Here is a 21,996-nt window from a genome sequence, read left to right as displayed (position 1 = left end):
CCCGGCGAAGCGGGTCCCGCATGGGAGGTCCAAGCTTCTCGCTGAGACACCGCCTTTTGCGCGCCTTCTGGAGCATCGTATGGACGCTGCTTGCCACCTGGACGCCACCGCCTCTCTATCGATGGCGCTCTTTCCTGCTAAGGATGTTTGGCGCGCGGCTGGCGGCAAACGTTCGTGTCCATGCGTCGGCGAAGATATGGTATCCGCCGAACCTGATAGTGGACGACAACGCGCTCATCGGCCCGCGCGTCATCTGCTATGCCATGGCTCCCATCCATATCCGCAGGAATGCCGTCATTTCTCAAGGCGCGCATCTCTGTGCTGGCACCCATGCCGTCGACGATCCCGACTTCCAGTTGGAGGCGCGGCCCATCACGATTGGCGTCAACGCATGGGTGGCGGCAGAAGCATTTGTCGGTCCGGGCGTCATCCTCGAAGAGGGCGCGGTCCTTGGAGCGCGCGGCGTCGCGTTCAAGGACATCGCCGCCTGGACAGTTTGTGCCGGCAATCCCGCGCGCGTTCTCAGGATGAGGACGCGCTTCACCATCCCATAGCAAGCGTCGCAGCCCGCCATCTCGATGCGACGAGCGCATAGCCCTGATCGTTGAGATGAATTCCGTCATATCTCAGCGAGCGAGGAACCAAGCCAGCCGCGGTGTCCTGCTGGTCTTCGAGTGTACTGTTACCAGAAGAGAGCAAGGCTGCGTGCAGATCGACGTAATGCTCGGCGTAAAGTGTAGCCAGTGCCTGGTTTATTTCGAGGATGGATTGAATGAGTTGCGGCGAGTCTCCCGCGGCGGGCAGGATCGAGCCGACCAAATATCGGCCTGCAATCAGACGTGCGGTCATCGCCGCAATGTCGCCAATGACGGTTTCTGGACTGTCGGCGTTATTGCGTCCAACCCAGATCCACTGGATATCTCCCCTGGGCGAAATCCTGGCATCCGGCGTGAAGATAGAGCCATAAGGTACGGCAACGCCATCCCCTGGCGTGCTCCGGGTAAAGGTCCAGTTACCATCGGCGTCGGTCGCGATCGTTCCCTCCAGACCGGACAATGTGCCGAATATCGTGCCCATGTGGGAGCCGGAATCGTAGAGGACGTCGACCGACCGGTAGGTGACCGGCACCTGCGGGCTTTCATCGCTCCATTCTATCACAACGTTGTCGAGCGACCAGGTAACCACGCTGCCGCTGCTGGCAAAGGCAATGGCTCCGCAGGTTGCGTTGCCGAAATCCGAGTTGCCGCTGACAAAGACCATTTCATAGCGACCGCCACGGCTCGCGATCCACGTCGGGTTGCCATCCATCGTCGTCGTTGCCCAACTGCCGCCGGGTGACTGCGCGCCGCCGACATGAACCGCGGCACTACCGGAAATGAAGGCGAGGTCAAAGGCGACCCGAATAAACTTGCCCTCCGGGATTGCAGCCAGTGCAAGCTCGCATCCGTGCAAGATTCCGGCGTCGTCATTTTGGACAATGAGGCTGCCGCCTTCGGCACGAACAGGTGTCGAATGCCCATCCTGGACACGAGGCGTCCATCCTTCCTCGCTGCTGTCGAACCCATACGTCCGCGAAAATGACGGATGATAGGCGGGTATCAAGCTGTCGCCCGGCGTCAGCTCCAGTGGAGTGGGCTCGGGACCAGCTTCAAACTGCCCCGGAAAGATGCGAAGCGTTATATCAACCGCACTGCCGGAAACAACGTTCAGCAGGAACGTTGATCGAATGAACGAATGAACTGCCGTGCCCGTTCCGTATACCGCGTTTCGCGAGCCTTCGAGCTGGAACAACGGCGAGGCGATTTCGTTGATATAGCCGCCAGACTCGTCTGCCTGAATGAGCAGCAGGTGGAACCCTAGGACGCCATTCGTTGAGCCGCCGATCAACTGGGCTTCGCCCCGGACGCTCCAGCTCGATTGCGGCTCGACCTGATAGTTTCCGGCAATCGAACCGTATATCTGCCGGCCGATATCCGTATAAGGTGCCGTGGCGGTGCCGTGAATACGGATGTCGCCGTAGGGAAGGCCAGTATCGTCGAGGCCGGTTTGTACGAGTTGATGCGTGAGACCGTTGATTGTCCCGGTATCAAACTCGTGCATCCAGTCGCGCGTGTGCGGGAACAGGTTCCTCGGGTGCTGGCCCTGAACGGCGAGCCGGAGGAGCACGCCACCCTGCCTCGCTGCAATCTGCGTGGATGTCTGGCCTCCTGTGCCACGATTGACGATTTTTCGAGGCGGATCGAACAACAGCGAGGCGATCGCTGGATAGGCATGATCGGGTGACGAAGCACCTGCGCCCGTCGTCAGGCTGTCGCCGAATGCCACAATGGATCGGGGGCCGCGGTTTTGACGAGATGCGGATTGGATGGGGCTGACATTCAAACCAACAAGCATGCGAAATCTCCGAGCGGATGATGTAGGAATGTAATCCTACATGATGTCACCGTCGCGGGAATTTTGGTGCCGATAGTGAACGCGTTGATGCTGTGAGGTGGCGCGCCTTTGCGAACACAAAATTTATCAACTGCCGGCGACTTCATGGTGTCTTAAGTAATTCTCTTGAGATTGGAATGTCGTTGTTCCATGATGATTGTTATGCGAAGAATTTCGTGTCGTACATCATGACGATCGATGCAGATCGTTCCTGCGATGAAAATGTTTCTTCACGCCGGCTGTGTTCCGCGGCCGTTAGACTTTGTTTCCTTTGACCGTGAGGCTACTCGCGGCATGTATGATTTAGGGACGTTGCATGAATTCGGAGTTTGCCGTTCGCCCAATGCGGCCCGGTGAGTTGGAGCTAGTGCTCGAATGGGCACGTCAGGAGGGCTGGAATCCCGGTCTCGACGATTCGCTCGCATTCCAGGATGCCGACCCGTCCGGCTTCTTCGTAGGCGTGCTCGGCGAGGTGCCGGTCGGTTCCATCTCCGTGGTCAAGTACGGTGACGATTTCGCCTTCCTCGGTCTCTATATCGTCCACCCGGATTTCCGCGGAAAGGGCTATGGAAAGGCCATCTGGAACGCCGGCATGGCGTCGGCCGAAGGCCGATCCATTGGTCTCGATGGTGTCACTGGACAGCAGGCCAACTACCGCAAAGCTGGATTTGAAGAAGCCTACAAGACGATCCGCTATGGCGGCGTAGTCGCTGCCCTGCCGCAATCGACGCTCGTCGCGCACGCGGTATCGGACAAGCTCGACGGATTATTGCGCTACGATGCGACGATATTTCCAGCGCCTCGACCAACCTTCGTGACGTCGTGGTGTGCTGCTCGAAAGGACCGGCGCACGGCGATCGTTCGCAAAAGCGGGAAGATCCGGGGCTATGGAACGATCCGTCGGTGTTACGAGGGCTACAAGATCGGCCCGCTGTTTGCAGCGGATGCGGATAGCGCGGCAGCATTGCTCGCGACCCTCGCACCGGTGGCCGGAGGGAGGCCGGTGTTCATCGACATTCCAAGCGACAATACCGGCGCGATTGCCCTTGCCGAAGGTATGGGTCTGGCGCCTGTTTTCGAGACTGCCCGCATGTACCGCGGCGCGGCACCTGTGATGCCGCTGCGAAATATCTTCGGCGTCACCACGCTGGAGCTTGGCTAGTCCATAGGGGATGCCGGGACGGTCGGGGCTGATAGCCGCGGTCGCCCACGTTCGGCGATGGCGATGCCGCCGAGCGCCAGCACAAGCGCGATCATGTGGAACGCCTGCAGCTGTTCGCCAAGCAGCGCGACAGACAGCAGGGTTCCGAAGACCGGCACGAGATTGATAAAGAGGCCCGCTCGATTTGCGCCGATCGCTTCGACGCCCTTGATATAGAGTATCTGGGCGAGCAGCGATGCAAAGATCGCCGTGTAGAAGGCAAGCAGCCACCCCTTGTTGTCCGGCAGCTGCACGGTCCCCTCCATGCTTTCCCACACCAGAAGCGGAATTGAGGTCAGCATGGCCGCAAACGCCGGCACGGCCATCAGCGTGCGCCAGTCGACGGGCGGCTTCCAGCGCAGAAAGATCGTGTAGACCGCGTAGGCGGCGACTGCGATCAACATCAGTCCGTCGCCTTGGTTGAGACCAAGCTCGAGCAGGGCTGCAAGGTCGCCATGGGCGGCTGTCAGCCCCACGCCGACCAGCGTCATGCCGAAGCCTGCGATTTGTGCTTTCGAGACCGCTGTACGGAAGAAGACGAAATTCAACAGGAAAATCAGCATCGGGATACCGGCCTGCTCGATCGCGACATTGATCACGGTCGTGTATTTCACGGCAGAATAAAGCATGGCGTTGAACAAGGTGTAGCCGACCACGCCATAGAAGAAGAGGAGCGGAAGGTTCTTGCGGACAATCGGCCAGTCGCGCTTCAATTGCGGCACGGAAACAGCGGCGATGAGTGCGGTGGCGAGAAACCAGCGCAGGAAGGTAAGCATCATCGGGCTGACATGTCCGAGGGCGAGCTTGCCGGCCACAGCGTTTCCGCCCCAACAGAGAGCGGCGATGACGAGGCAAACATAAGCAGTAACCTGCACGGCGATTCTTTCCGACGACCGCGAGCGCGGCTCCTGATATCTTTCTGGCCGCGGAATAGCCCGGCTACGGCTGTTTTGTCACGTAAAAAGCCAATTCAGGCGGCAATACAGGGTCGCTTTCCCAAAAACAAAGCATTATAGATGCGCGGGTTTGAGCAGGGTGCGGTTTTATCCGCCTTTAACAGGAAGACGTGAATGACGAACGTGGTCGTGGTCGGTTCGCAATGGGGTGACGAAGGCAAGGGCAAGATTGTCGACTGGCTTTCTGAACGCGCGGATATTGTTGTGCGCTATCAGGGCGGCCACAATGCAGGCCATACGCTGGTTATCGACGGCACAAGCTACAAGCTATCGCTTCTTCCTTCGGGTGTGGTTCGTCCCGGCAAGATGGCGGTCATCGGCAACGGCGTCGTGGTCGACCCGCACGCCTTGATAGCGGAGATCGAAAAGCTTGGCGCTCAGGGCGTCACGATCACTCCCGACAACCTTCGCATTGCCGACAACGCGACACTCATCCTGTCGCTACACCGCGAACTCGACGCTTTCCGCGAGGACGCGGCTTCCAACAGCGGCACGAAGATCGGCACCACGCGCCGGGGCATCGGTCCGGCTTACGAAGACAAGGTCGGTCGCCGCGCGATTCGTGTCATGGACCTTGCTGATCTCGATACCCTTCCGGGCAAGGTCGATCGCATCCTGACCCATCACAACGCACTTCGTCGCGGTCTCGGCGTTGCCGAAGTCAGCCACGACGCGATCATGACCGAGTTGACGTCGGTTGCTGACCGCGTCCTGCCGTTCCGCGATACCGTCTGGCTGCTGCTCGACAGGGAGCGCCGTAAGGGCGCGCGCATCCTCTTCGAAGGCGCGCAGGGCAGCCTGCTCGACATTGATCACGGCACCTATCCATTCGTGACTTCATCGAACACAGTCGCCGGCCAGGCCGCGGCCGGTTCGGGCATGGGCCCCGGATCGCTCGGCTATATCTTGGGGATCACCAAGGCCTATACGACACGTGTCGGCGAAGGGCCGTTCCCGACGGAACTGCATGATGAAGTCGGCCAGTTCCTAGGTGAAAAGGGCCACGAGTTCGGCACGGTCACGGGCCGCAAGCGTCGTTGTGGATGGTTCGATGCCGCGCTGGTCCGCCAGTCGGTCGCCACCAACGGCATTACCGGCATTGCGTTGACCAAGCTCGACGTGCTCGACGGGCTGGAGGAACTGAAGATTTGCGTCGGTTATACACTCGACGGCCAGCATATCGACCATCTCCCTGCAAGCCAGGGCGCGCAGGCTCGGGTCGAGCCGGTGTACATCACGCTCGAAGGCTGGAAAGAATCGACCGTTGGCGCCCGCAGCTGGGCCGATCTGCCGGCTCAGGCGATCAAGTATGTGCGCCAGGTCGAGGAATTGATCGGAGCGCCTGTCGCTCTCCTGTCTACAAGTCCTGAGCGCGATGACACGATACTTGTGACCGATCCGTTTGAGGATTAAGCTCGCAGGTTAGTATTTGTGCGCTTCGGGAGCTGAGCCGCACTTTTAGAGAAAGTACGAATGGCGGATTTTATCGCAGTTATCCGGCGGGCGGTTGACGGCCTGACCGAAAATACTCCCGAGATGCGGGTAAAGGTTTACGAGCGTGCCCGCGGTGCCGTGCAGCGGCAGCTCGAGAACATGAAGCCGCGTCCGCCGGAAGCGATGTTGCAGCGCCAGCTTGAAAAGCTCGAGGCTGCAATCCGGGAAGTCGATGCTGAACATGCCGAGGCGGTGCCTGCGGAAAGTGCCGAACCCGTCGCCGACGTGCCATCTGAAGCGCCTGCAGAAGCGCTTCACGATCCGGAGCCGTCGGCGCCTGAGACCGCGCACGAACCGGTAGCTGAAGAGCCGGTTCATGAGGCGTTTGCGCCGGAGGATCCGGCGCCGGTCTACGAAGAGCCTGCGCAATATCATGAGGAGCCGGCTGCCGCCGAGCCGCAACACGCCGTCCAACACGAAGCGCACTGGCCCGAGGTGGAGCCTGCGGTACCCGTCGAGGATGTGGAACCCGCCGAGCATTGGCAGGCAGTCCATCCGGAAGAGGTCGATCACGAAGAGCACCACGCTCGTGAAGAACATATCGGCGAACCCGAGGCGGTTGTCGAGCTGCTGCCGGTGCCGACCTACGAAGAGCCGGTATTGCAGCCGGCAACGCGCGAGTACGACCTGACAAATCGCCTCGTCGAGCCGGTCTACGCGTATGACCGCCCGCCTGAGGAATTCGTGGATCACAGCCAGCAAGAGCCGCTACATGCGGATGCTGCCGGTCATTTCGATCCGGTTTGGGCGGAACCCGTCGAGGAAACGCCCGCGCCGCCCGCCAAGGATGCGTCGACGGACTGGGCGCTCGAGGAACTCAGGCAGTTTTCGGAGGCGGCCCCGGTCGCGCCTGCGAACGAAGCCGCGCGCGCCTTCGAAGATGTTATCGCCAGGCTGGAAAGCCACTCGGCGGGCGCGAAAATGCCTGCCGCGAACGAAGGTTTTTCCTGGGAGGCAGCGGCATTCGACGACCTGCCGCCAATCGAGAACAGCCAGAAAGTGCCGATCAGCGCTCATTTCGATGACGGTGATCTTTTTTCCGAGGTTCACGGCACCGCTGCGCCGAAGGCCGCGAGCAACGACGCCTGGCAGGAGGCGATACCGTTGCGCGGATACGACAACCGCGGTGTTGTCGCAGAGGATGACGAGAGTGCTGCACCGCCCGCGGATATCGACAGCGCAATCGCCTCGAAATTCCAGGGCAAGAATTTCCGTATGGAGCCGAAGCGCCGTCGTTTCGGCATCGGCTCGATCGTTACGATCCTGATAGCACTCGGTGCTGTCGGTGGCGGGGCCTACGCGGCCTGGACTAATCAGGATGCCCTGACCGCGATGGTAAAGGGGCTCGTCAGCGCGGCGCCTTCTCAAAGCGCGAAGAACGAGCAACAGCCGCAGACCGACACGGGCACGCCAGCCCAGGCGCCAAAGACCGCCGACCCAAGCACGGCAAAGCCAGCCGAGGCGGATAAGCAAGTTGCATCACTGGGCGATGGCTCCGCCTCCGCCAGCAAGTTCAACCAGCGGCTTCTCGCCGATGGCACGGAGGTGGACAGTGGCCCGGCCGCCATTCCCGGCACGCCGACCGCGGAAGGAAAGTCCATAGCCGAACAGAATGTGGCTTCAAGCGACGCGCCGCCCGCCTCTGCGCCAGCGACGTCCGCGCCGACTAACACGACGCCTGCAGCAAGCGCACCGGCCACCACAGCGCCGGCTGCCGCCGCGCCTCAGGCGGCTCCGGTCGGTTCGAGCGAGAAGATGTTCCTCTACGAAGAGCGGATTGGCCAGAGTTCGCCGACGGCAATTCAGGGTTCGGTCGTCTGGAGCCTGCAGCACGACGCAGGCCAGGACGGCAGGCAGGAAGCGACCGTTCAGGGGACGGTGACGGTTCCCGAGCGCAATCTGTCCGCCCAGGTCACTTTCAAGCGCAACTCGGACTCGTCGTTGCCGGCAAGCCACATCGTTGAGATCGTCTTCTCGCTGCCACCGAATTTCGAAGGCGGGGCAATCGAGAGTGTCCAGCGCATCTCGATGAAGCGTACCGAACAGGATCGCGGCGATCCCTTGATCGCGGTGCCTGCCAAGATCACCGATGATTTTCACATGATTGCGCTCAACGATTACCCGGATGCGCGCAAGGCCAACCTCGATCTGCTGTCCAGCCGCGATTGGATTGATATCCCGATCACCTATCGCAATGGTCGCCGTGCGCTTCTGACAATGCAGAAGGGGGCAACTGGCGTGGAAGCATTCAACGCCGCGATCAAGGAATGGGCTGCTTTCGGCGACGTGTCGACGAGCCAATAATTACCGAAGCACGAAATGCAAAAGGGCGGGTCCATCGGACCCGCCCTTTGTTTGTTTGCGCGACATGGCTGGTCAGGCGGTTGCTTCGACCACGCGGACAGCCTTGGCGCGTTCCATGGCTTCCTTGCGCACGGCATCCTGAACCTTTTCGAACGCGCGCACCTCAATCTGGCGAACGCGTTCGCGGCTGATATCGAATTCCGAAGAGAGGTCCTCCAGCGTCACCGGATCTTCAGCAAGGCGGCGGGCCTCGAAGATACGGCGTTCGCGGTCGTTGAGAACGCTCATCGCCTTCGCCAGCATACGGCGGCGCGTGTCGAGTTCGTCCTGCTCGATCAGGACGTCTTCCTGACTGTCGTGGTCGTCCACAAGCCAATCTTGCCACTGGCCGGAATCGCCTTCGGAAGCCTTGATCGGTGCATTTAGCGATGCGTCGCCGGAAAGGCGGCGGTTCATCGATACGACTTCTTCCTCGGAGACCTTCAGCTTGGTAGCGATTTCGGTCACATGCTCAGGCTTCAAATCGCCTTCGTCGATGGCCTGGATTCGGCCCTTGAGACGGCGCAGGTTGAAGAACAGGCGCTTCTGGTTTGCAGTCGTGCCCATCTTCACCAGAGACCATGAGCGCAGGATGTACTCCTGGATCGAGGCCTTGATCCACCACATTGCATAGGTGGCGAGACGGAAACCACGCTCCGGGTCGAATTTCTTGACGGCCTGCATGAGGCCAACGTTACCTTCGGAGACGACTTCGCCTATCGGCAGGCCATAGCCACGGTAACCCATCGCGATCTTCGCGACGAGGCGGAGGTGGCTGGTGACGAGCTTGTGCGCAGCCTCGCGATCGCCATGTTCGGCATAGCGCTTGGCAAGCATATATTCCTGCTGCGGTTCCAGCATCGGGAATTTGCGGATTTCGTCGAGGTAACGATTAAGACCGGCTTCGCCGGCGGTAATTGACGGCAAACTATTTCGGGCCATGAGTGCACCCTCCTATCTGAATTCCGGTTCCCGATCGAACGCGTCCCTGCGTTTTAAAGGCGAACCGTGACGTGCGGCTTTTTCCAAGCCCGCACTAAGTCAATGTACAGATAAGTATGGCGGAACATCGGTTCAAGCCTCCTTACAGCTTCACGATAGCGTTACAGCTCGACGGCGCGCAGCGCCTCGATCAGCGCGATCATGTCATCCGGCAGCGGGATTTCAAAACGCATGACTTCGCCGGTGCGCGGATGCTCGAACTGCAGCATGTAGGCGTGGAGCGCCTGTCTGCCAAACCCGTTTACGACCTTCCTCGCGGCGTCCGGCAGCAGGTTTGCCTTGGTCTTGAAACCGGCGCCATAGACGGTGTCGCCGAGCAGCGGGTGGCCGATATGGGCCATGTGGACCCGGATCTGGTGGGTGCGGCCGGTTTCCAGATGGCACTCGACCAGCGAGGCGAGCGACAGCGCGTTCGGGGTCTCGTGGAAGCGTTCCAGCACCTCGTAATGCGTGATCGCCTCGTCGGCGTCGGCCGTGCCCGGGCGCTTGACGGCGCGTCGCGTGCGGTCGCCGGTATCGCGGCCGAGCGGCGCGTCGATGCTGCCGGTCAGGGTGCGCGGACGGCCCCAGACGATCGCCTGGTAGGCGCGTTCGAGTGGCATGGTGCGGCCGTGGTCGGCGAACTGCAGCGACAGATGGCGGTGGGCGATATCGTTCTTGGCGACGACCATGACACCCGTCGTGTCCTTGTCGAGGCGATGGACGATGCCCGGGCGGCGAACGCCACCGATGCCCGACAGCGTGTCGCCGCAATGATAGATCAGCGCGTTGACCAACGTACCGTTCCAGTTGCCGGCGGCAGGGTGCACGACCATGCCAGATGGTTTGGAGATGACGATGAGATCGTCATCTTCGTAGAGGATGTCTAGTGGGATATTCTCGCCCTTCGGCGTCGGATCTTCGGGTTCCGGCAGGTTGATCTCGAAGACGTCGCCGGGGCGCACCTTCTTCTGCGGATCGGCAACGATTGCGCCCTTGGAGGTGACCTGGCCTTCCTTGATCAGCACCTTGATGCGGCTACGGGAAAACTCCTCGCCAAGCTGTGCGGTCATCCACGCATCGAGCCTGCCTTCGGCGGTCTCATCTGCGGTCAGGACTTTCATAATGCCGGATGCTTGTTTAAAGGGGTCGCTCAAGACGCTTCTTCTCCGAAGTATTTTATAGAATGGAACGCGACATATGACGAATATCCAGCCAGAAGACGATCAGGAAGAAAAGCCCCTGGATCCGGCGATGGAAAGTGTCCGGCGCAAGATGATCCGACTGCAGATCGTCTCGGGCGCTATCATGTTCGTGAGCCTTATGGCGGTCTTCGGTGCCGTTGTCTACAAGACCATGCGGGCTCCAGCCAAGGAACCGAGCGCGGTGACATCTGCAAGCGTACCCTCCGACGCGCCGGTCTCAGTGACGGCGACGCTGCCGCCAGGCTTTGTCATCCGGTCCTCATCGCTTTCCGGTGGCCAGATCATGTTCTTCGGCGCAACGTCTGACGGCGTCATCAAGTCGTTCGTGTTCGACATAAAGGCCGGCCGCATCGTTGCGGACGTGACCATCAACGGCAGTTGAGGCGATGGTTTCCCGTCTCATCGCGATCGAGAGTGCCGACGATCCGAGGATCGCCGAGTTTCGCGACATACGCGAACGTGACCTGACGGGCAGGCAAGGTCGCTTCATTGCGGAGGGTACAGTAGTGCTTCGTATGCTTGCTGATGCGAGCCGGAGAAGAAGCGGTTTTGCAGCCGAGAAGGTCCTGCTGCTGAACAACCGGGTTGGCGGCGTTTCGGCGATCCTGGACCGCTTGCCGGATGATGTGCCGGTCTATGTCGCCGAAGCGCAGGTGCTTGATCGCATCGTCGGGTTTCACGCGCACCGCGGCGTGCTCGCGCTCGGTCGGCGCGAGACCAATGCAGGGGATCTCATCGACCGGCTACCGGAGCGCTCGCTGGTCCTTGTCGGCTGCGGCATTTCCAACCATGACAATGCAGGCTCCATGTTCCGCAATGCCGCCGCCTTCAAGGCGGATGCGATCCTTCTCGATGAAACGTCCTGTGACCCGCTATATCGCAAGGCGCTGCGCGTCTCGGTGGGTTCCGTTCTCAGTGTTCCCTACGAGAGGGGCGGGGACGCTCTCGACACCCTCACCAGGCTTGCGGCGCATGGTTTTGCGATCTGGACACTTTCGCCTCGTGGTGAGACCGATATCCGGCAAATACCGCCGTCCGATCGGATGGCGCTGGTTGTGGGGACGGAGGGCGAGGGGTTACCTCAATCTGTTCTGGCGCGTTTCCGCAGCGCACGCATCCCGCAGTCCGAGGGCCTGGACAGCCTCAACGTCGCGACGGCGACCGGCATTGCGCTCTTCGCTATGTCGTCGGCTGCGAAACGGATCTGAGATCAGCCCGGCTCGGAGAGAATGGTGGCCGCGCGCTGTGCAAGGTTGATGCGCTCGCCGTCCTGGCTTTCCACCGGTTCGGGCAGGAGATCCCTGATTGGCGAGGAGGGACCTTCGTTGATTGCGGTTAGGGCTACCATGCTCGCGGCAATGCCGGCGATCTCGCCGCGGATCGCCTCATCGCCATCGGAGGCTGTCTTCGCCTTCAATAGCTGCTCCGTGACGGCCGCGCTGCGCTTGCGCACCTCGTCGGTCAGTCGCGCGGCTACGGCTACGGTGTCGATTGGGGTAGGCATTGCTTCCTCCGTCGCCTCGTCCTCTGCGGTTGCTTCCACTGGCAACGGCGGAAGTCCGGCGTTGCGGAGTGCACGGTTTGCCTTGCGCACGCCGGCGTTTGCCGCCTTGACCTCTTCCTTGAGTTTCGAGATTTCCTGCTGCCGGCGGACAAGCAGAGCATCCTTGTCTGCCAGCGTGGCTTCATTCCGGGCAGCCTGATCCTCAAGCCGGAGCACTGCGTGCTCCTGTTGTGCTAGCTGTTGCTCGGCATCCTTGGCGCGTTTCTGCAGCAGGTTCACATCCTGCCGGAGATTGTCGCGTTCGGTCCGGACTGTGTTCGATTTGAAGTTCCGGCTTTCAAGCTCTGTATCGCGCGCGGCCATGTCGATCTTCAAACTGTCGGACTGCTCGGCGAGTTTGTTCAGCCGGGTGCGCAAAGCGTCGAGTTCAGCCTCCTTGGCGGCGCTGGCCTGCTCAGTGATGTGAAGACTGGTTTTCAGCTGGCTGATATAATTCTCGTCCTTGCGCAGGTGTGAGCGCAACTCCGCGGCTTCGACGCTCATGTCTGCGACCTGGGACTGCAACCCGCTGATTTCCGCGGCCGAATGCCCGGCGTCGAGCGCGATGGCATCGTGCTTCAGCTGCAATGACAGGGATTTCTCTCGTTCGCGGATCAAGTCCTGAGCGGTTCGGGCATTCTCGGCGGCATAGAGCGCTCGCACCATGTCCTTCTGCGCGCGAACTTCCTGGGGGCTGAGCGGCATCGTCGCGCGCATGCGGTTTTCGGTATACCCGACAATGCGGCGGTGGACGGCAGGCGATATCAGGAAAACCAGAAACGCTGCGGTCAGGAAGCCCAATCCGAACAAGAGAGCATATTCGATCACGGCGTGGCCACTGCTTCCGGAAGTTGTTGCGTCATGGCAATGTTTAAGCGGACCCGGCGTCTAGGGCAAGGGGTGGAAAGCCAACGGCGAGCGAGAGTTCGCCGTTGGGGCTATCAAAAGGGGTTCCAGGTCGCGGCCGGCGTAATCTTGAGGTAGCCTACGTTCAGGCCAAGCCGGGCGCCGACGCCGGTGCGAATGGGCACGATCAGCACGTTGTTGTTCTTGAGCAGCGTCATGCCAAAGCCGGCAATGACAAATGCCTGGCCGCTGACGCCGCCGAAGCGGGCGTAGATCGCGTCTGTGGACGGCAAGTCGTAGACCAGCATCATCACCCGCGTGCCCTGGCCGCCATAGTCGAGCCCGAGTGACGGCCCCTGCCAGTAGAGGGGGTGCTCGCCGGCATTCTTGGTGTTGAGCTGGCCTTCGCCGTATGTCAGACCGGCTATGAAAGCACCGGAACCCTCCTGTCCAAGGACGTATCCGTTCGGCAGGCCATATTTCTGGAAGGCGCCCTCGACGACCTTGGCCAAGCCGCCACTGGTAGAGCCGAAGAACGAATGGCCCGCATCGACGATCTCCTGCATCGAGTACTGGCTATTGTCCGCCTGCTGTGCCGATGCGGCGACGGGCAGGAGCAACGGTGGGAGCGTCAGCGCGACAAGCAGCCGGCAGAAGGCGGTGAATCTTCCGAGGTTATGGGGGCGCATGGTATCATCCGTTCATCATGGTCGGGGTGATGAGCCGTTTCCGGCGTTTCCTGCATTTTGCGCGTATGGTCTTAACAATCGGTTTACCAAATATGGTGTCATTATGGCGCCGAGTACGCTCGCAAACTTCGCGCAATTTTGATGAAGCACGATATACGGCGGATGATCCCGCCGCCCCTCTGGAGACGATGATGTCGAAGAACCCAAACCTTACCCTAACTGGTCCCGACCTGGCCGCGCTTCTGTGCAGCCGCGTCTGCCACGACGTCATCTCGCCGGTCGGTGCAATCAACAACGGCCTTGAACTTCTGGACGAGGGTGGCGCCGACGCCGATGCGATGGACCTTATCCGCACGAGTGCGCTGAACGCGTCTGTCCGTTTGAAGTTCGCACGTCTGGCGTTTGGCGCCTCGGGCTCGGTTGGAGCGTCGATCGATACGGGAGAGGCCGAGCGCGCCGCCAAGGAATTTGCCGCAGCAGAGAAAAAGACGGAGATCAACTGGACCGGCCCCCGCGCGATCATCGCGAAGAATCGCGTCAAATTGCTGCTCAATCTGTTCCTGGTCGCTTATTCGTCCATCCCGCGCGGCGGATCTCTTGAAATCACGCTGGAAAATCCGGAACTGGACGCGAAGTTCAAGATCGTCGCGAAGGGCAAGATGATGCGCATGCCGCCGAAGTTCGTGGAAATCTCGACAGCCGAAATCGAGGAGGCGATCGATGCACATACGATCCAGCCCTACTACACGGTTCTGCTTGCAGAAGAATGCGGAATGGTGCTCGGGCACAGTGCGACAGGCGAGGAACTCATCTTCACGGCCGAAATGGCGACTGCGTGAAGGCGTGCCTCGGCGCCGATTCCAGTGCCGAGGTAATGAATCGTTAGCCTAATGTTTCTATCCTTCGAGGGTAAGACGCCGGCCAATACGGATGCTAGGCGAAGGAGCAGACATGCAGAGGTTCATGATCGCCGATTCGTCGGACGTCGTTCGCAAGGTGGGCAAGCGCATTCTCACCGAGCTTGATTTTCTGGTCAGCGAAGCCTCCAGTGCCGCCGAAGCTTTCTCCAATTGTCAGACTGCGCTGCCGAACTATCTGATCGTCGATTCCGGCATGGAAGCCGCGCTCGAACTGATTGCCGCCGTTCGCGCGATGGAAGGCGGCAAGGAAGTCAAGATCTATTACTGCGTGGTCGAAGCCGACCTCAAGAAGCTGATGATGGGCAAGCGGGCAGGGGCGACGGATTTTCTTCTCAAGCCGTTCGATCGCAAGATACTGACCGCCGTCTTCGGCAATCGCGCCATCGCCGCATAGAAAACCGTCCAGTTTGCTGACGTTCGCAAGCCGCCCCTAAAGGCGGTTTTTGTTTGTTGGTGCCCGAAAGCAAGAAATCCCGCCGGGAAGGGCGGGATTTCCGATTTCGCAAAGGGGATGCAGCGCGTTAGGCGGTTTCGGCGTACTCGGCGTTGTCCGGCTCGCGCAGTACGTAACCGCGGCCCCAGACGGTTTCGATGTAGTTGGCGCCGCCGGCAGCATTCGCGAGCTTCTTGCGAAGCTTGCAGATGAAGACGTCGATAATCTTCAGTTCCGGCTCATCCATGCCACCGTAGAGGTGGTTGAGGAACATTTCCTTGGTGAGCGTCGTGCCCTTGCGGAGCGAAAGCAGCTCCAGCATCTGGTATTCCTTGCCCGTCAGGTGAACGCGCTGGCCACCGACTTCGACGGTCTTGGCGTCGAGGTTGACGATCAGTTCGCCGGTCATGATGACCGACTGGGCATGACCCTTGGAACGACGGACGATCGCATGGATGCGAGCAACCAGTTCGTCCTTGTGGAAAGGCTTGGTCATGTAGTCGTCGGCACCGAAGCCGAGACCGCGGACCTTGTCTTCAATGCCGGCCATGCCCGAGAGAATCAGGATGGGCGTCTTGACCTTAGACAGGCGGAGAGTGCGGAGCACTTCATATCCGGACATGTCGGGCAGGTTGAGATCAAGGAGGATGATATCATAATCATACAACTTGCCGAGATCGACGCCTTCTTCACCAAGATCGGTGGTGTAGACGTTGAAACTTTCTGATTTGAGCATCAACTCGATACTCTGCGCTGTCGCGCTGTCATCTTCGATGAGTAGTACCCGCATTCTTATCCCCTTTACCGCCGCCGAAAGGTGGTCTGGCCCCCTACGCGATACCGAATATGTCACTGCGTGATTTGGAAGCTGCCACGAAATGGTTAACAAATTATGATTCACTCTGGCAAGAGGTAATCAATTTATTAAGTAATTTCTCCATTTCGCTGTTTTCCAACGATAATCCGCAAAGCCGCTTTCTCAACTTTTACATTAAGAATGGCTGGTAAGCGATTCATTCGACTCACCAATGAAACGGTATCGGAAATCGCGTAGTTGTGTTTACCGACCCTTAAATCATCGGGACTATCATTAACGATGCCCGTAAACGAAAGGTTACCAGCGGTAGGTTTTTGTTAACACCGACGGAAATTTTTTCGGCAGGCCGTGTCAAAGCGGCTCGCAGGGGTGGTTTCAAGTGAAGCCGGGGTCTCGCATCACTGGAGTAATGCGTATGAAGTCGCGTGAGAGCCTAGTTCGCCTGAAGGAGTTTCAGGTGAACGAAAAACGTCGCCAGATGCAGCAATTGCAGATGATGATGTCTGAATTTGAGCGAATGACGAAGGACCTGGAGAGTCAGATCGTCGTCGAGGAAAAGAAGTCCGGCATTTCCGACCCGAATCACTTCGCCTATCCTACCTTCGCAAAGGCAGCTCGCCAGCGCGCGGACAATCTTCAGGTCTCCATCAAGGAACTGAAGATGCAGGAAGAGTCCCTTGAACAGGCTCTGGAAGAGATGCAGGCGGAATACGCACGTGCAGCCGCGCTTGAAGAGCGCGACGGCGCCGTCCGGGCTTGAGCCTAAGACAAGGCGACGGGCGCCCGCAGGGCGTCTGGGGCGTTGCCTGAAGAAAAGCCATGTATGATGGAACCTTGCGTCCGTCATACATGGCTTTTGGCGTTGCCTGCGACCTACATATTGACGACGTCGCGCCATTCCTCGTGGCGTAGCGACTGCGCCTTGAAGAACGGGCACAGCGGGAAAATCTTCCATCCGCCGTTTCGGGCTTCGTCCACCGCGTGCTGTGCCAGGGCTTGGCCGACGCCCTTGCCGCGCAGCGCGTCCGGCACGCCCGTGTGGTCGATGATCACAAGCTTTGGGGATGCGCGGGAATAGGTCATTTCTGCCACGTGACCGTCGAGGTCTGCGGTATAGCGACCACCCGATGTATGTTCTTCGTTCCTGATTTCCATTGCTGCCCTCATTTGCGGATGCTGCTTGAGGGAAACCTGACACGGTCCGACGGACACGCCAAGTCAACGAATGAGGATGCAGTGTTCGATGAAGGGACTATTGCAACATTGGCTGCCGGGAGAAGCCGGCAGCGCATTGTGAATGGCCGCTAGAGGGGGCTTTCGTCCATGTGGTCTATGATGGACCCAAGCCCCGCGATATTTGCAGCTGTGCTTCGGCGAAGAATGCTTTCGCCACCGCATCAATAATTTCGGGCCGCCATCATACCCTTTGGGGAAATGAGTCCGGCCCGAAAACGAACTGTTGTTGCTTACGGAACACCAATCAGTGGCGATATTGCTGGATACGCGTTGTGCGCAAACCAGCAAGGCCATGGCTGTTTATCGAGGACTGCCAGGACAGAAACTCTTCGACGGTCAGCGTATAGCGCTCGCATGCTTCTTCCAAGCTCAGCAAGCCACCGCGCACTGCCGCGACAACCTCTGCCTTGCGGCGGATAACCCAGCGCCGTGTATTCGGCGGCGGCAGATCCGCAATCGTCAGCGGGCTGCCATCGGGGCCGATGACATATTTCACTCGGGGACGTATCATTTCGGTCATTGGACTCTCTACACAACTCAAGACCACGGCAGCCACTCTAGCTTGTCACATTTAAAAATTGCCTAAACACATCGTAACACTTTGATAACAAGTTTAGCGGCCCGACGCCGACAGCACTTGTGGCAGCTTTTTCGCCTTCCCCTGCGTAAATTTGTAATATTTGCATGGGAGCCATGCGTATTGTGCGGTGGGCTTTTGATTTTGGTCAATTTATAAGCACCGCAACATAGTTGTGAGCGCAGGACCGCGTCTCCGTTCTTCTCAGGTGTTCGGACTACGGCTCACTGCCTTGCATCATTCTGATGCAGGGCAGTTTTGCTTTTCCGATACGCGGCGCCGTCTGGCCGCCGAGAGAAGGTCGAGCCTTGGTCGACCGGGTGTAGGATAGTGCAAATGAAGAACCGAGAGCGCGCCGTACGCGACGGCGCGGGGGATGATGTTTTTTCACGTTTGGATTCCAGGCCCAAAGCATCGGCGTCCGGATTGTTCCGGCAGATCGAAGAAATGGCGAAAACCGCCGGCTTCTCTTACTATCTGCTTGCAGACTTTCCGCGAGGCGACCGCAGCGGTTTTTTAGCCAATTGTCTTGCCAGCAACTGGCCAAAAAACCTCATAGCGTTCTATGAGGAAGCCGATCTGTTCTATTGCAGCAAACTGATCACACAGCTGAAACGGCAGATAACGCCTGTATTCTGTGACAATGCGCCTTTCGAGGGCGCTGCGGCGAACCAGGAAAACCACAGTCTCACCACCCTGTTTCGCATGCATGGCCTGAAGAACACCTTTGCCTTCGCGCTGCACGACGCAAATCTCCGACAGTATGTCTTTGCCTTCTCGGGCGAGCGGACAGCGCTGCCGCGTGACGAGGTGAAAGAACAGGTTTTCCGCGGCATGGAGTTTCTGGACGCGTTTTCCAGACTGAACCCTGTCGAGCAGCCCTCCGAAGCATTGAGCAGCCGGGAGATCGAATGCCTGCGTTGGTCGGCCGCGGGTAAAAGCAGCGACGAGATTGCCATCATTCTCGACCTCTCGCCGCACACGGTCGCCGGTTACCTGAAAAGCGCAATGCGAAAGCTCGATTCGGTCAACCGCATGCAGGCCGTGGCGCGCGCTTTCCGCTATCGGTTGCTTTGAGCGACCGGCGCTAGAGCATCAGAACCGATAGTTCGGTCTTTCCTGCTCCAAATTCATACAACGCCGAGCCGGAGTGGACGAGCGCAAGCCAATCGCCGGCATTCAGCGACGCCAGAGTGAAAGCAGTGTGACGGGCAGGCATTGCGGAGGCGGAGCCACCCGTGGACGCCAGGAGAGTTGTGCCGTTCGCCTCGATCGCCGCACCGTGCCCGGACGACGAATTCGTGTCGGCAGTCAGGAGCAGAAGATAGAGACCGCTCGCCGGGACAATCAGGCGATAACCGGTGCCGGAGGGAACGATGGCGCCGAGGGTAAAACCACCCTGCAGCAAATTGAACTCGTCGAAACCCGTTCGGCCGCCGGGCGCGGGCGTCGCGGTTTGCTGGGCGAGGGCCGTGCGAGCCATCGGCCGAGCGGGCATTTTGACGATACCGGCAGGCGAAATTGCCAAAGCTGTCTGCCAGTCGCTGCCGTCGCTGCTGACCTTGATCGAGAAATCGTCATTGCCGGTGAGCCCTATTTCGGCTCGGCCGGACCATTCTGTCTGAAAAACCAGGGAGCCTGTCTCCGAGGCGCTTGCCTTGTTGACCTTGATCTGATGCCCCTGACCGGCATGGTTGAAGAGGCTGGCTGGCGAGGCGATTGACAATCGATTGACATTATCCGGGCTTGCGTTGATTCCGATCATCGGCACAGAGCCTTCAGCGTCGAGGGAAACAGGGCGCCATAAGCCCCCGCTGAAGACGTGGATCTGTCCCAACTGGGCGAAGAATGCGCGCCAGCCCATCCGTGGCTCCAGATAGATCCATGCGCCATCCTGGCGAAAAGCAAGGAGTCCGTCTTTCCCGGTCCAGTCGCCGCCAGCGCCGTCGGCGACGAGATAGCATTGCCCTTCGACAGGGTCGGAAGGCGGGTTCGTTGCTTCGGCGTCGACGCAGAGTTGCACGATCGCATCAAGACGCTGCAGGGCTTCGTTGTGGGTCACATGCTTCTGCGCCTGCGACGGCAATATATAGGGCAGGGCGAGATTGCTGGTGGTATCGAACATAATAGGGCGCTCCCGGATTGGATTACCGGAAATTCTAGACGCCGTGCCTCAGACGTGGATCAACGTGACCCAACAACGCTGAATCTGCTCATCAATCTGAAGCGATCATGCTCGCTCAAACGTGGATTTCGTCCTCCCCCACGAGATGAAGCTGGGATTCGCAAAGTCGACGTCGTGCGCCTGGCCGGTTTTTCCGTAGGTCAAGGGCAGTCCGTCGACGGTCACGGTAGAGCCACCGGCGGCGCGCAGCACGGCGTCGCCTGCGGCCGTGTCCCACTCCATCGTGCGGGTAAACCGCGGATAGACATCCGCGCCGCCTTCAGCCAGCAGACAGAATTTCAGCGATGAGCCGATATTCGTGCATTCTGAAATTGCATGTTTGGCAAGGAAGGTCGCTGTTTCTGGACTGTTGTGCGACCGGCTAGCTAGAGCCTTGCGCACCGGAGGCTGGCTGCGGGCACGAATAGCGATTCGCTTGGTGACACGAAACTCGTCGTCTATGGCGAGCTTCTCGGCCTCGTCGCCCTGACCCGCAAACGCCACGCCGAGCGCTGGTGCAAGGACGATGCCGGCGACAGGGCGACCATTTTGGATATAGGCAATGTTAACAGTGAATTCGCGCCGCCTGTCGAGAAATTCGCGGGTTCCGTCGAGCGGGTCGACAAGGAAGAACGACGTGTCGATCGTCGGCACGTTGCCGGCGGCAACCGCCTCTTCGGCGATGATGGGTACGCTTGGGAAATCGCGCTCGAGATGCGCAATGATGATGCGCTCAGCTTGCTCGTCGGCAATGGTTACCGGGCTGTGGTCGGTTTTCTTCCTTGAGGGGCAACCGCTCGCAAAGACTTCCATTATCGCCTTGCCCGCTTCCAGCGCGGCTTTCTCAAACGTCTCGAGCATTGCTCGCCTTCCAGATTCTGCCAGCCTCATGAGTACCGTTTATATAGGAAATTTTATCGCGATTGGAAATCACGTCCACATGCTGGCGAAGACTCCTGCGCAAACAGTTGGCTCGAGAAAGCCGTCATCGCAAATATCCCGACAGCGATTTTCTAAGTTGATACCCGCATTTTCAGTTAAAACACGCACTTTCATCGTTTAAGTGCTAAAAAAATCGACTTTCAGACCGATAAAAAGTCATTTTCACCAAAACGGCAAAGAAGTTTGGAGCTTTGCGATTTTGCACTTCACTTTTGGCTTGAAAGCGGTATGAAATCTTTAAACAAGGGCTCGCTAAGAGTTCTAATAACAAGAGACACAGGTGATCCGGCCGGTGTCCAGGGGAAATTGTGTATGGAATATTTTGTCCAGCAGCTCGTTAACGGGCTGACTCTTGGATCCATCTATGGCCTGGTGGCTATTGGCTATACGATGGTTTACGGCATCATCGGCATGATCAACTTCGCCCACGGCGATATTTTCATGCTTGGCGGATTTGCTGCCCTCATTGTTTTTCTTGTCCTTACTTCGATGTTTGCAGGTCTGCCAGTCGCTGTTTTGCTGCTGGTCATGCTCCTCGTTGCGATGTTGATGACGAGCTTGTGGAACTGGACCATCGAGCGGGTCGCCTATCGACCGCTGCGTGGTTCGTTCCGCCTCGCGCCGCTGATCACAGCGATCGGCATGTCTATCACCCTGTCGAACTTCATCCAGGTGACGCAGGGTCCGCGCAACAAGCCGATCCCGCCGATGGTCAGCAGCGTTTACAACGTGGCCGGTATTTCGATCTCGCTGAAGCAGATCATTATCATTGTCATCACGGCAGTGCTGTTGACGCTGTTTTGGTACCTGGTCAATCACACGTCGCTGGGCCGGGCCCAGCGCGCAACGGAGCAGGACCGCAAGATGGCGGCTCTCCTCGGCGTCAACGTCGACCAGACGATCTCCATCACCTTCATCATGGGTGCGGCACTCGCTGCAGTGGCCGGTACAATGTACCTGATGTATTATGGTGTTGTGAACTTCAACGATGGCTTCGTGCCCGGTGTGAAGGCGTTTACGGCGGCGGTTCTGGGCGGTATCGGCTCCTTGCCGGGTGCGGTTCTGGGCGGGCTGATGATCGGTCTCATCGAGTCCCTGTGGTCTGCCTACTTCACCATCGCATACAAGGACGTGGCGACGTTCGGCATCCTCGCTTTCGTGCTGATCTTCAAGCCGACAGGTATCCTCGGGCGGCCGGAAGTCGAGAAGGTTTAAC

The 21,996-nt window shown here is 59.2% G+C and carries 22 protein-coding genes; 11 read left to right on the top strand and 11 right to left on the bottom strand.

Going from position 1 to position 21,996, the window contains the following annotated elements; genetic code table 11:
* Window positions 1-20: 20 nt before the first annotated feature.
* Entirely contained in the window at window positions 21-554 is a 534-nt protein-coding gene (locus ASC90_RS03525; RefSeq protein WP_244480287.1) for a putative colanic acid biosynthesis acetyltransferase, read from the top strand.
* Here the strand turns inward: ASC90_RS03525 and ASC90_RS03520 are convergent.
* Window positions 541-2,394 carry a hypothetical protein gene (locus tag ASC90_RS03520; RefSeq protein WP_056535420.1) on the bottom strand — a complete coding sequence of 618 codons (1,854 nt, stop codon included), beginning with the start codon at window positions 2,392-2,394 and terminating at the stop codon, window positions 541-543. The genes ASC90_RS03525 and ASC90_RS03520 overlap by 14 nt on opposite strands.
* Window positions 2,395-2,749: 355 nt before the next feature.
* Between ASC90_RS03520 and ASC90_RS03515 the strand changes: the two genes are divergently transcribed.
* Entirely contained in the window at window positions 2,750-3,595 is an 846-nt protein-coding gene (locus ASC90_RS03515; RefSeq protein ID WP_056535419.1) for a GNAT family N-acetyltransferase, read from the top strand.
* Here the strand turns inward: ASC90_RS03515 and ASC90_RS03510 are convergent.
* On the bottom strand, window positions 3,592-4,509 hold the full coding sequence (locus ASC90_RS03510; RefSeq protein WP_056535418.1) for a DMT family transporter: 918 nt from the start codon (window positions 4,507-4,509) through the stop codon (window positions 3,592-3,594). The two genes, ASC90_RS03515 and ASC90_RS03510, sit on opposite strands and share 4 nt — an antisense overlap.
* 195 nt (window positions 4,510-4,704) lie before the next feature.
* Between ASC90_RS03510 and ASC90_RS03505 the strand changes: the two genes are divergently transcribed.
* On the top strand, window positions 4,705-6,003 hold the full coding sequence (locus ASC90_RS03505; protein WP_056535414.1) for an adenylosuccinate synthase: 1,299 nt from the start codon (window positions 4,705-4,707) through the stop codon (window positions 6,001-6,003).
* 60 nt (window positions 6,004-6,063) lie between these two features.
* Complete coding sequence (locus tag ASC90_RS03500) at window positions 6,064-8,388, top strand: hypothetical protein (protein WP_056535412.1); 2,325 nt, start codon at window positions 6,064-6,066, stop codon at window positions 8,386-8,388.
* A 72-nt stretch (window positions 8,389-8,460) separates the two neighbouring features.
* Here ASC90_RS03500 and rpoH read toward each other — a convergent pair whose 3' ends face one another.
* Together rpoH and ASC90_RS03490 are read right to left on the bottom strand one after the other, a co-directional pair.
* On the bottom strand, window positions 8,461-9,369 hold the full coding sequence (rpoH, locus tag ASC90_RS03495) for an RNA polymerase sigma factor RpoH (RefSeq protein WP_056535406.1): 909 nt from the start codon (window positions 9,367-9,369) through the stop codon (window positions 8,461-8,463).
* 161 nt (window positions 9,370-9,530) lie between these two features.
* Window positions 9,531-10,565, bottom strand: coding sequence for an RluA family pseudouridine synthase (locus tag ASC90_RS03490; RefSeq protein WP_056535405.1), 1,035 nt, complete (start codon window positions 10,563-10,565; stop codon window positions 9,531-9,533).
* A 43-nt stretch (window positions 10,566-10,608) separates the two neighbouring features.
* Between ASC90_RS03490 and ASC90_RS03485 the strand changes: the two genes are divergently transcribed.
* Window positions 10,609-10,995, top strand: a complete 387-nt coding sequence (locus ASC90_RS03485; RefSeq protein WP_056535404.1) for a hypothetical protein — start codon at window positions 10,609-10,611, stop codon at window positions 10,993-10,995.
* 4 nt (window positions 10,996-10,999) lie between these two features.
* Complete coding sequence (locus ASC90_RS03480) at window positions 11,000-11,821, top strand: RNA methyltransferase (protein ID WP_056535403.1); 822 nt, start codon at window positions 11,000-11,002, stop codon at window positions 11,819-11,821.
* Between the two features lie 2 nt (window positions 11,822-11,823).
* Here ASC90_RS03480 and ASC90_RS03475 read toward each other — a convergent pair whose 3' ends face one another.
* Both ASC90_RS03475 and ASC90_RS03470 read right to left on the bottom strand, forming a co-directional pair.
* Window positions 11,824-12,984, bottom strand: coding sequence for a hypothetical protein (locus ASC90_RS03475; RefSeq protein ID WP_056535402.1), 1,161 nt, complete (start codon window positions 12,982-12,984; stop codon window positions 11,824-11,826).
* 113 nt (window positions 12,985-13,097) lie between these two features.
* Window positions 13,098-13,691 carry an EipA family protein gene (locus ASC90_RS03470; protein WP_056535401.1) on the bottom strand — a complete coding sequence of 198 codons (594 nt, stop codon included), beginning with the start codon at window positions 13,689-13,691 and terminating at the stop codon, window positions 13,098-13,100.
* A gap of 191 nt (window positions 13,692-13,882) precedes the next feature.
* Between ASC90_RS03470 and ASC90_RS03465 the strand changes: the two genes are divergently transcribed.
* Both ASC90_RS03465 and ASC90_RS03460 read left to right on the top strand, forming a co-directional pair.
* Window positions 13,883-14,530, top strand: coding sequence for a histidine phosphotransferase family protein (locus ASC90_RS03465; RefSeq protein WP_056535400.1), 648 nt, complete (start codon window positions 13,883-13,885; stop codon window positions 14,528-14,530).
* Window positions 14,531-14,642: 112 nt separating this feature from the next.
* Window positions 14,643-15,005: a response regulator gene (locus tag ASC90_RS03460; RefSeq protein WP_056535399.1), complete on the top strand. Its 363-nt coding sequence runs from the start codon at window positions 14,643-14,645 to the stop codon at window positions 15,003-15,005.
* A gap of 127 nt (window positions 15,006-15,132) precedes the next feature.
* Here ASC90_RS03460 and ctrA read toward each other — a convergent pair whose 3' ends face one another.
* On the bottom strand, window positions 15,133-15,834 hold the full coding sequence (gene ctrA / locus ASC90_RS03455; protein WP_037062441.1) for a cell cycle two-component system response regulator CtrA: 702 nt from the start codon (window positions 15,832-15,834) through the stop codon (window positions 15,133-15,135).
* A 442-nt stretch (window positions 15,835-16,276) separates the two neighbouring features.
* Here ctrA and ASC90_RS03450 point away from each other — a divergent pair, with 442 nt between their 5' ends.
* Window positions 16,277-16,621, top strand: a complete 345-nt coding sequence (locus tag ASC90_RS03450; RefSeq protein WP_056535398.1) for a hypothetical protein — start codon at window positions 16,277-16,279, stop codon at window positions 16,619-16,621.
* Window positions 16,622-16,734: 113 nt separating this feature from the next.
* On the opposite strand, the gene ASC90_RS03445 is transcribed toward ASC90_RS03450, so the two are convergent.
* Window positions 16,735-17,016 carry a GNAT family N-acetyltransferase gene (locus ASC90_RS03445; protein WP_056535397.1) on the bottom strand — a complete coding sequence of 94 codons (282 nt, stop codon included), beginning with the start codon at window positions 17,014-17,016 and terminating at the stop codon, window positions 16,735-16,737.
* A 325-nt stretch (window positions 17,017-17,341) separates the two neighbouring features.
* Entirely contained in the window at window positions 17,342-17,617 is a 276-nt protein-coding gene (locus ASC90_RS03440; protein WP_007533628.1) for a DUF1153 domain-containing protein, read from the bottom strand.
* A 393-nt stretch (window positions 17,618-18,010) separates the two neighbouring features.
* Between ASC90_RS03440 and ASC90_RS03435 the strand changes: the two genes are divergently transcribed.
* The gene (locus tag ASC90_RS03435) at window positions 18,011-18,751 is read left to right on the top strand and encodes a LuxR C-terminal-related transcriptional regulator (RefSeq protein WP_056535396.1); all 741 of its coding nucleotides are present in this window, start codon (window positions 18,011-18,013) and stop codon (window positions 18,749-18,751) included.
* A gap of 10 nt (window positions 18,752-18,761) precedes the next feature.
* Here the strand turns inward: ASC90_RS03435 and ASC90_RS03430 are convergent, their stop codons facing one another.
* Window positions 18,762-19,799 carry a DUF2793 domain-containing protein gene (locus tag ASC90_RS03430; RefSeq protein ID WP_056535395.1) on the bottom strand — a complete coding sequence of 346 codons (1,038 nt, stop codon included), beginning with the start codon at window positions 19,797-19,799 and terminating at the stop codon, window positions 18,762-18,764.
* A 105-nt stretch (window positions 19,800-19,904) separates the two neighbouring features.
* A complete protein-coding gene (gene cysQ, locus ASC90_RS03425) occupies window positions 19,905-20,699 on the bottom strand; it encodes a 3'(2'),5'-bisphosphate nucleotidase CysQ (RefSeq protein WP_056535394.1) in 795 nt (264 codons plus the stop codon).
* Window positions 20,700-21,092: 393 nt separating this feature from the next.
* On the opposite strand from cysQ, the gene ASC90_RS03420 reads away from it, so the two are divergent.
* Window positions 21,093-21,995, top strand: a complete 903-nt coding sequence (locus ASC90_RS03420) for a branched-chain amino acid ABC transporter permease (RefSeq protein WP_056535392.1) — start codon at window positions 21,093-21,095, stop codon at window positions 21,993-21,995.
* The last annotated feature ends 1 nt before the right edge of the window (window position 21,996 follow it).

Origin of the sequence: Rhizobium sp. Root1220, from assembly GCF_001426265.1 — a bacterium.
Classification (GTDB): domain Bacteria; phylum Pseudomonadota; class Alphaproteobacteria; order Rhizobiales; family Rhizobiaceae; genus Rhizobium.
The sequence above is the reverse complement of the archived record's forward strand: the minus strand, read 5'-3'. Positions and strand labels throughout refer to the sequence as shown.

Excerpts from the sequence above, each read along its gene's own strand:
- ASC90_RS03525 (WP_244480287.1), top strand. The coding sequence starts at position 21 with ATGGGAGGTCCAAGCTTCTCGCTGAGACACCGCCTTTTGCGCGCCTTC.
- ASC90_RS03520 (WP_056535420.1), bottom strand. The coding sequence starts at position 2,394 with ATGCTTGTTGGTTTGAATGTCAGCCCCATCCAATCCGCATCTCGTCAA.
- ASC90_RS03515 (WP_056535419.1), top strand. The coding sequence starts at position 2,750 with ATGAATTCGGAGTTTGCCGTTCGCCCAATGCGGCCCGGTGAGTTGGAG.
- ASC90_RS03505 (WP_056535414.1), top strand. The coding sequence starts at position 4,705 with ATGACGAACGTGGTCGTGGTCGGTTCGCAATGGGGTGACGAAGGCAAG.
- ASC90_RS03500 (WP_056535412.1), top strand. The coding sequence starts at position 6,064 with ATGGCGGATTTTATCGCAGTTATCCGGCGGGCGGTTGACGGCCTGACC.
- rpoH (WP_056535406.1), bottom strand. The coding sequence starts at position 9,369 with ATGGCCCGAAATAGTTTGCCGTCAATTACCGCCGGCGAAGCCGGTCTT.
- ASC90_RS03485 (WP_056535404.1), top strand. The coding sequence starts at position 10,609 with ATGACGAATATCCAGCCAGAAGACGATCAGGAAGAAAAGCCCCTGGAT.
- ASC90_RS03480 (WP_056535403.1), top strand. The coding sequence starts at position 11,000 with ATGGTTTCCCGTCTCATCGCGATCGAGAGTGCCGACGATCCGAGGATC.
- ASC90_RS03470 (WP_056535401.1), bottom strand. The coding sequence starts at position 13,691 with ATGCGCCCCCATAACCTCGGAAGATTCACCGCCTTCTGCCGGCTGCTT.
- ASC90_RS03465 (WP_056535400.1), top strand. The coding sequence starts at position 13,883 with ATGTCGAAGAACCCAAACCTTACCCTAACTGGTCCCGACCTGGCCGCG.
- ASC90_RS03460 (WP_056535399.1), top strand. The coding sequence starts at position 14,643 with ATGCAGAGGTTCATGATCGCCGATTCGTCGGACGTCGTTCGCAAGGTG.
- ctrA (WP_037062441.1), bottom strand. The coding sequence starts at position 15,834 with ATGCGGGTACTACTCATCGAAGATGACAGCGCGACAGCGCAGAGTATC.
- ASC90_RS03450 (WP_056535398.1), top strand. The coding sequence starts at position 16,277 with ATGAAGTCGCGTGAGAGCCTAGTTCGCCTGAAGGAGTTTCAGGTGAAC.
- ASC90_RS03445 (WP_056535397.1), bottom strand. The coding sequence starts at position 17,016 with ATGGAAATCAGGAACGAAGAACATACATCGGGTGGTCGCTATACCGCA.
- ASC90_RS03440 (WP_007533628.1), bottom strand. The coding sequence starts at position 17,617 with ATGACCGAAATGATACGTCCCCGAGTGAAATATGTCATCGGCCCCGAT.
- ASC90_RS03435 (WP_056535396.1), top strand. The coding sequence starts at position 18,011 with ATGAAGAACCGAGAGCGCGCCGTACGCGACGGCGCGGGGGATGATGTT.
- ASC90_RS03430 (WP_056535395.1), bottom strand. The coding sequence starts at position 19,799 with ATGTTCGATACCACCAGCAATCTCGCCCTGCCCTATATATTGCCGTCG.
- cysQ (WP_056535394.1), bottom strand. The coding sequence starts at position 20,699 with ATGCTCGAGACGTTTGAGAAAGCCGCGCTGGAAGCGGGCAAGGCGATA.
- ASC90_RS03420 (WP_056535392.1), top strand. The coding sequence starts at position 21,093 with ATGGAATATTTTGTCCAGCAGCTCGTTAACGGGCTGACTCTTGGATCC.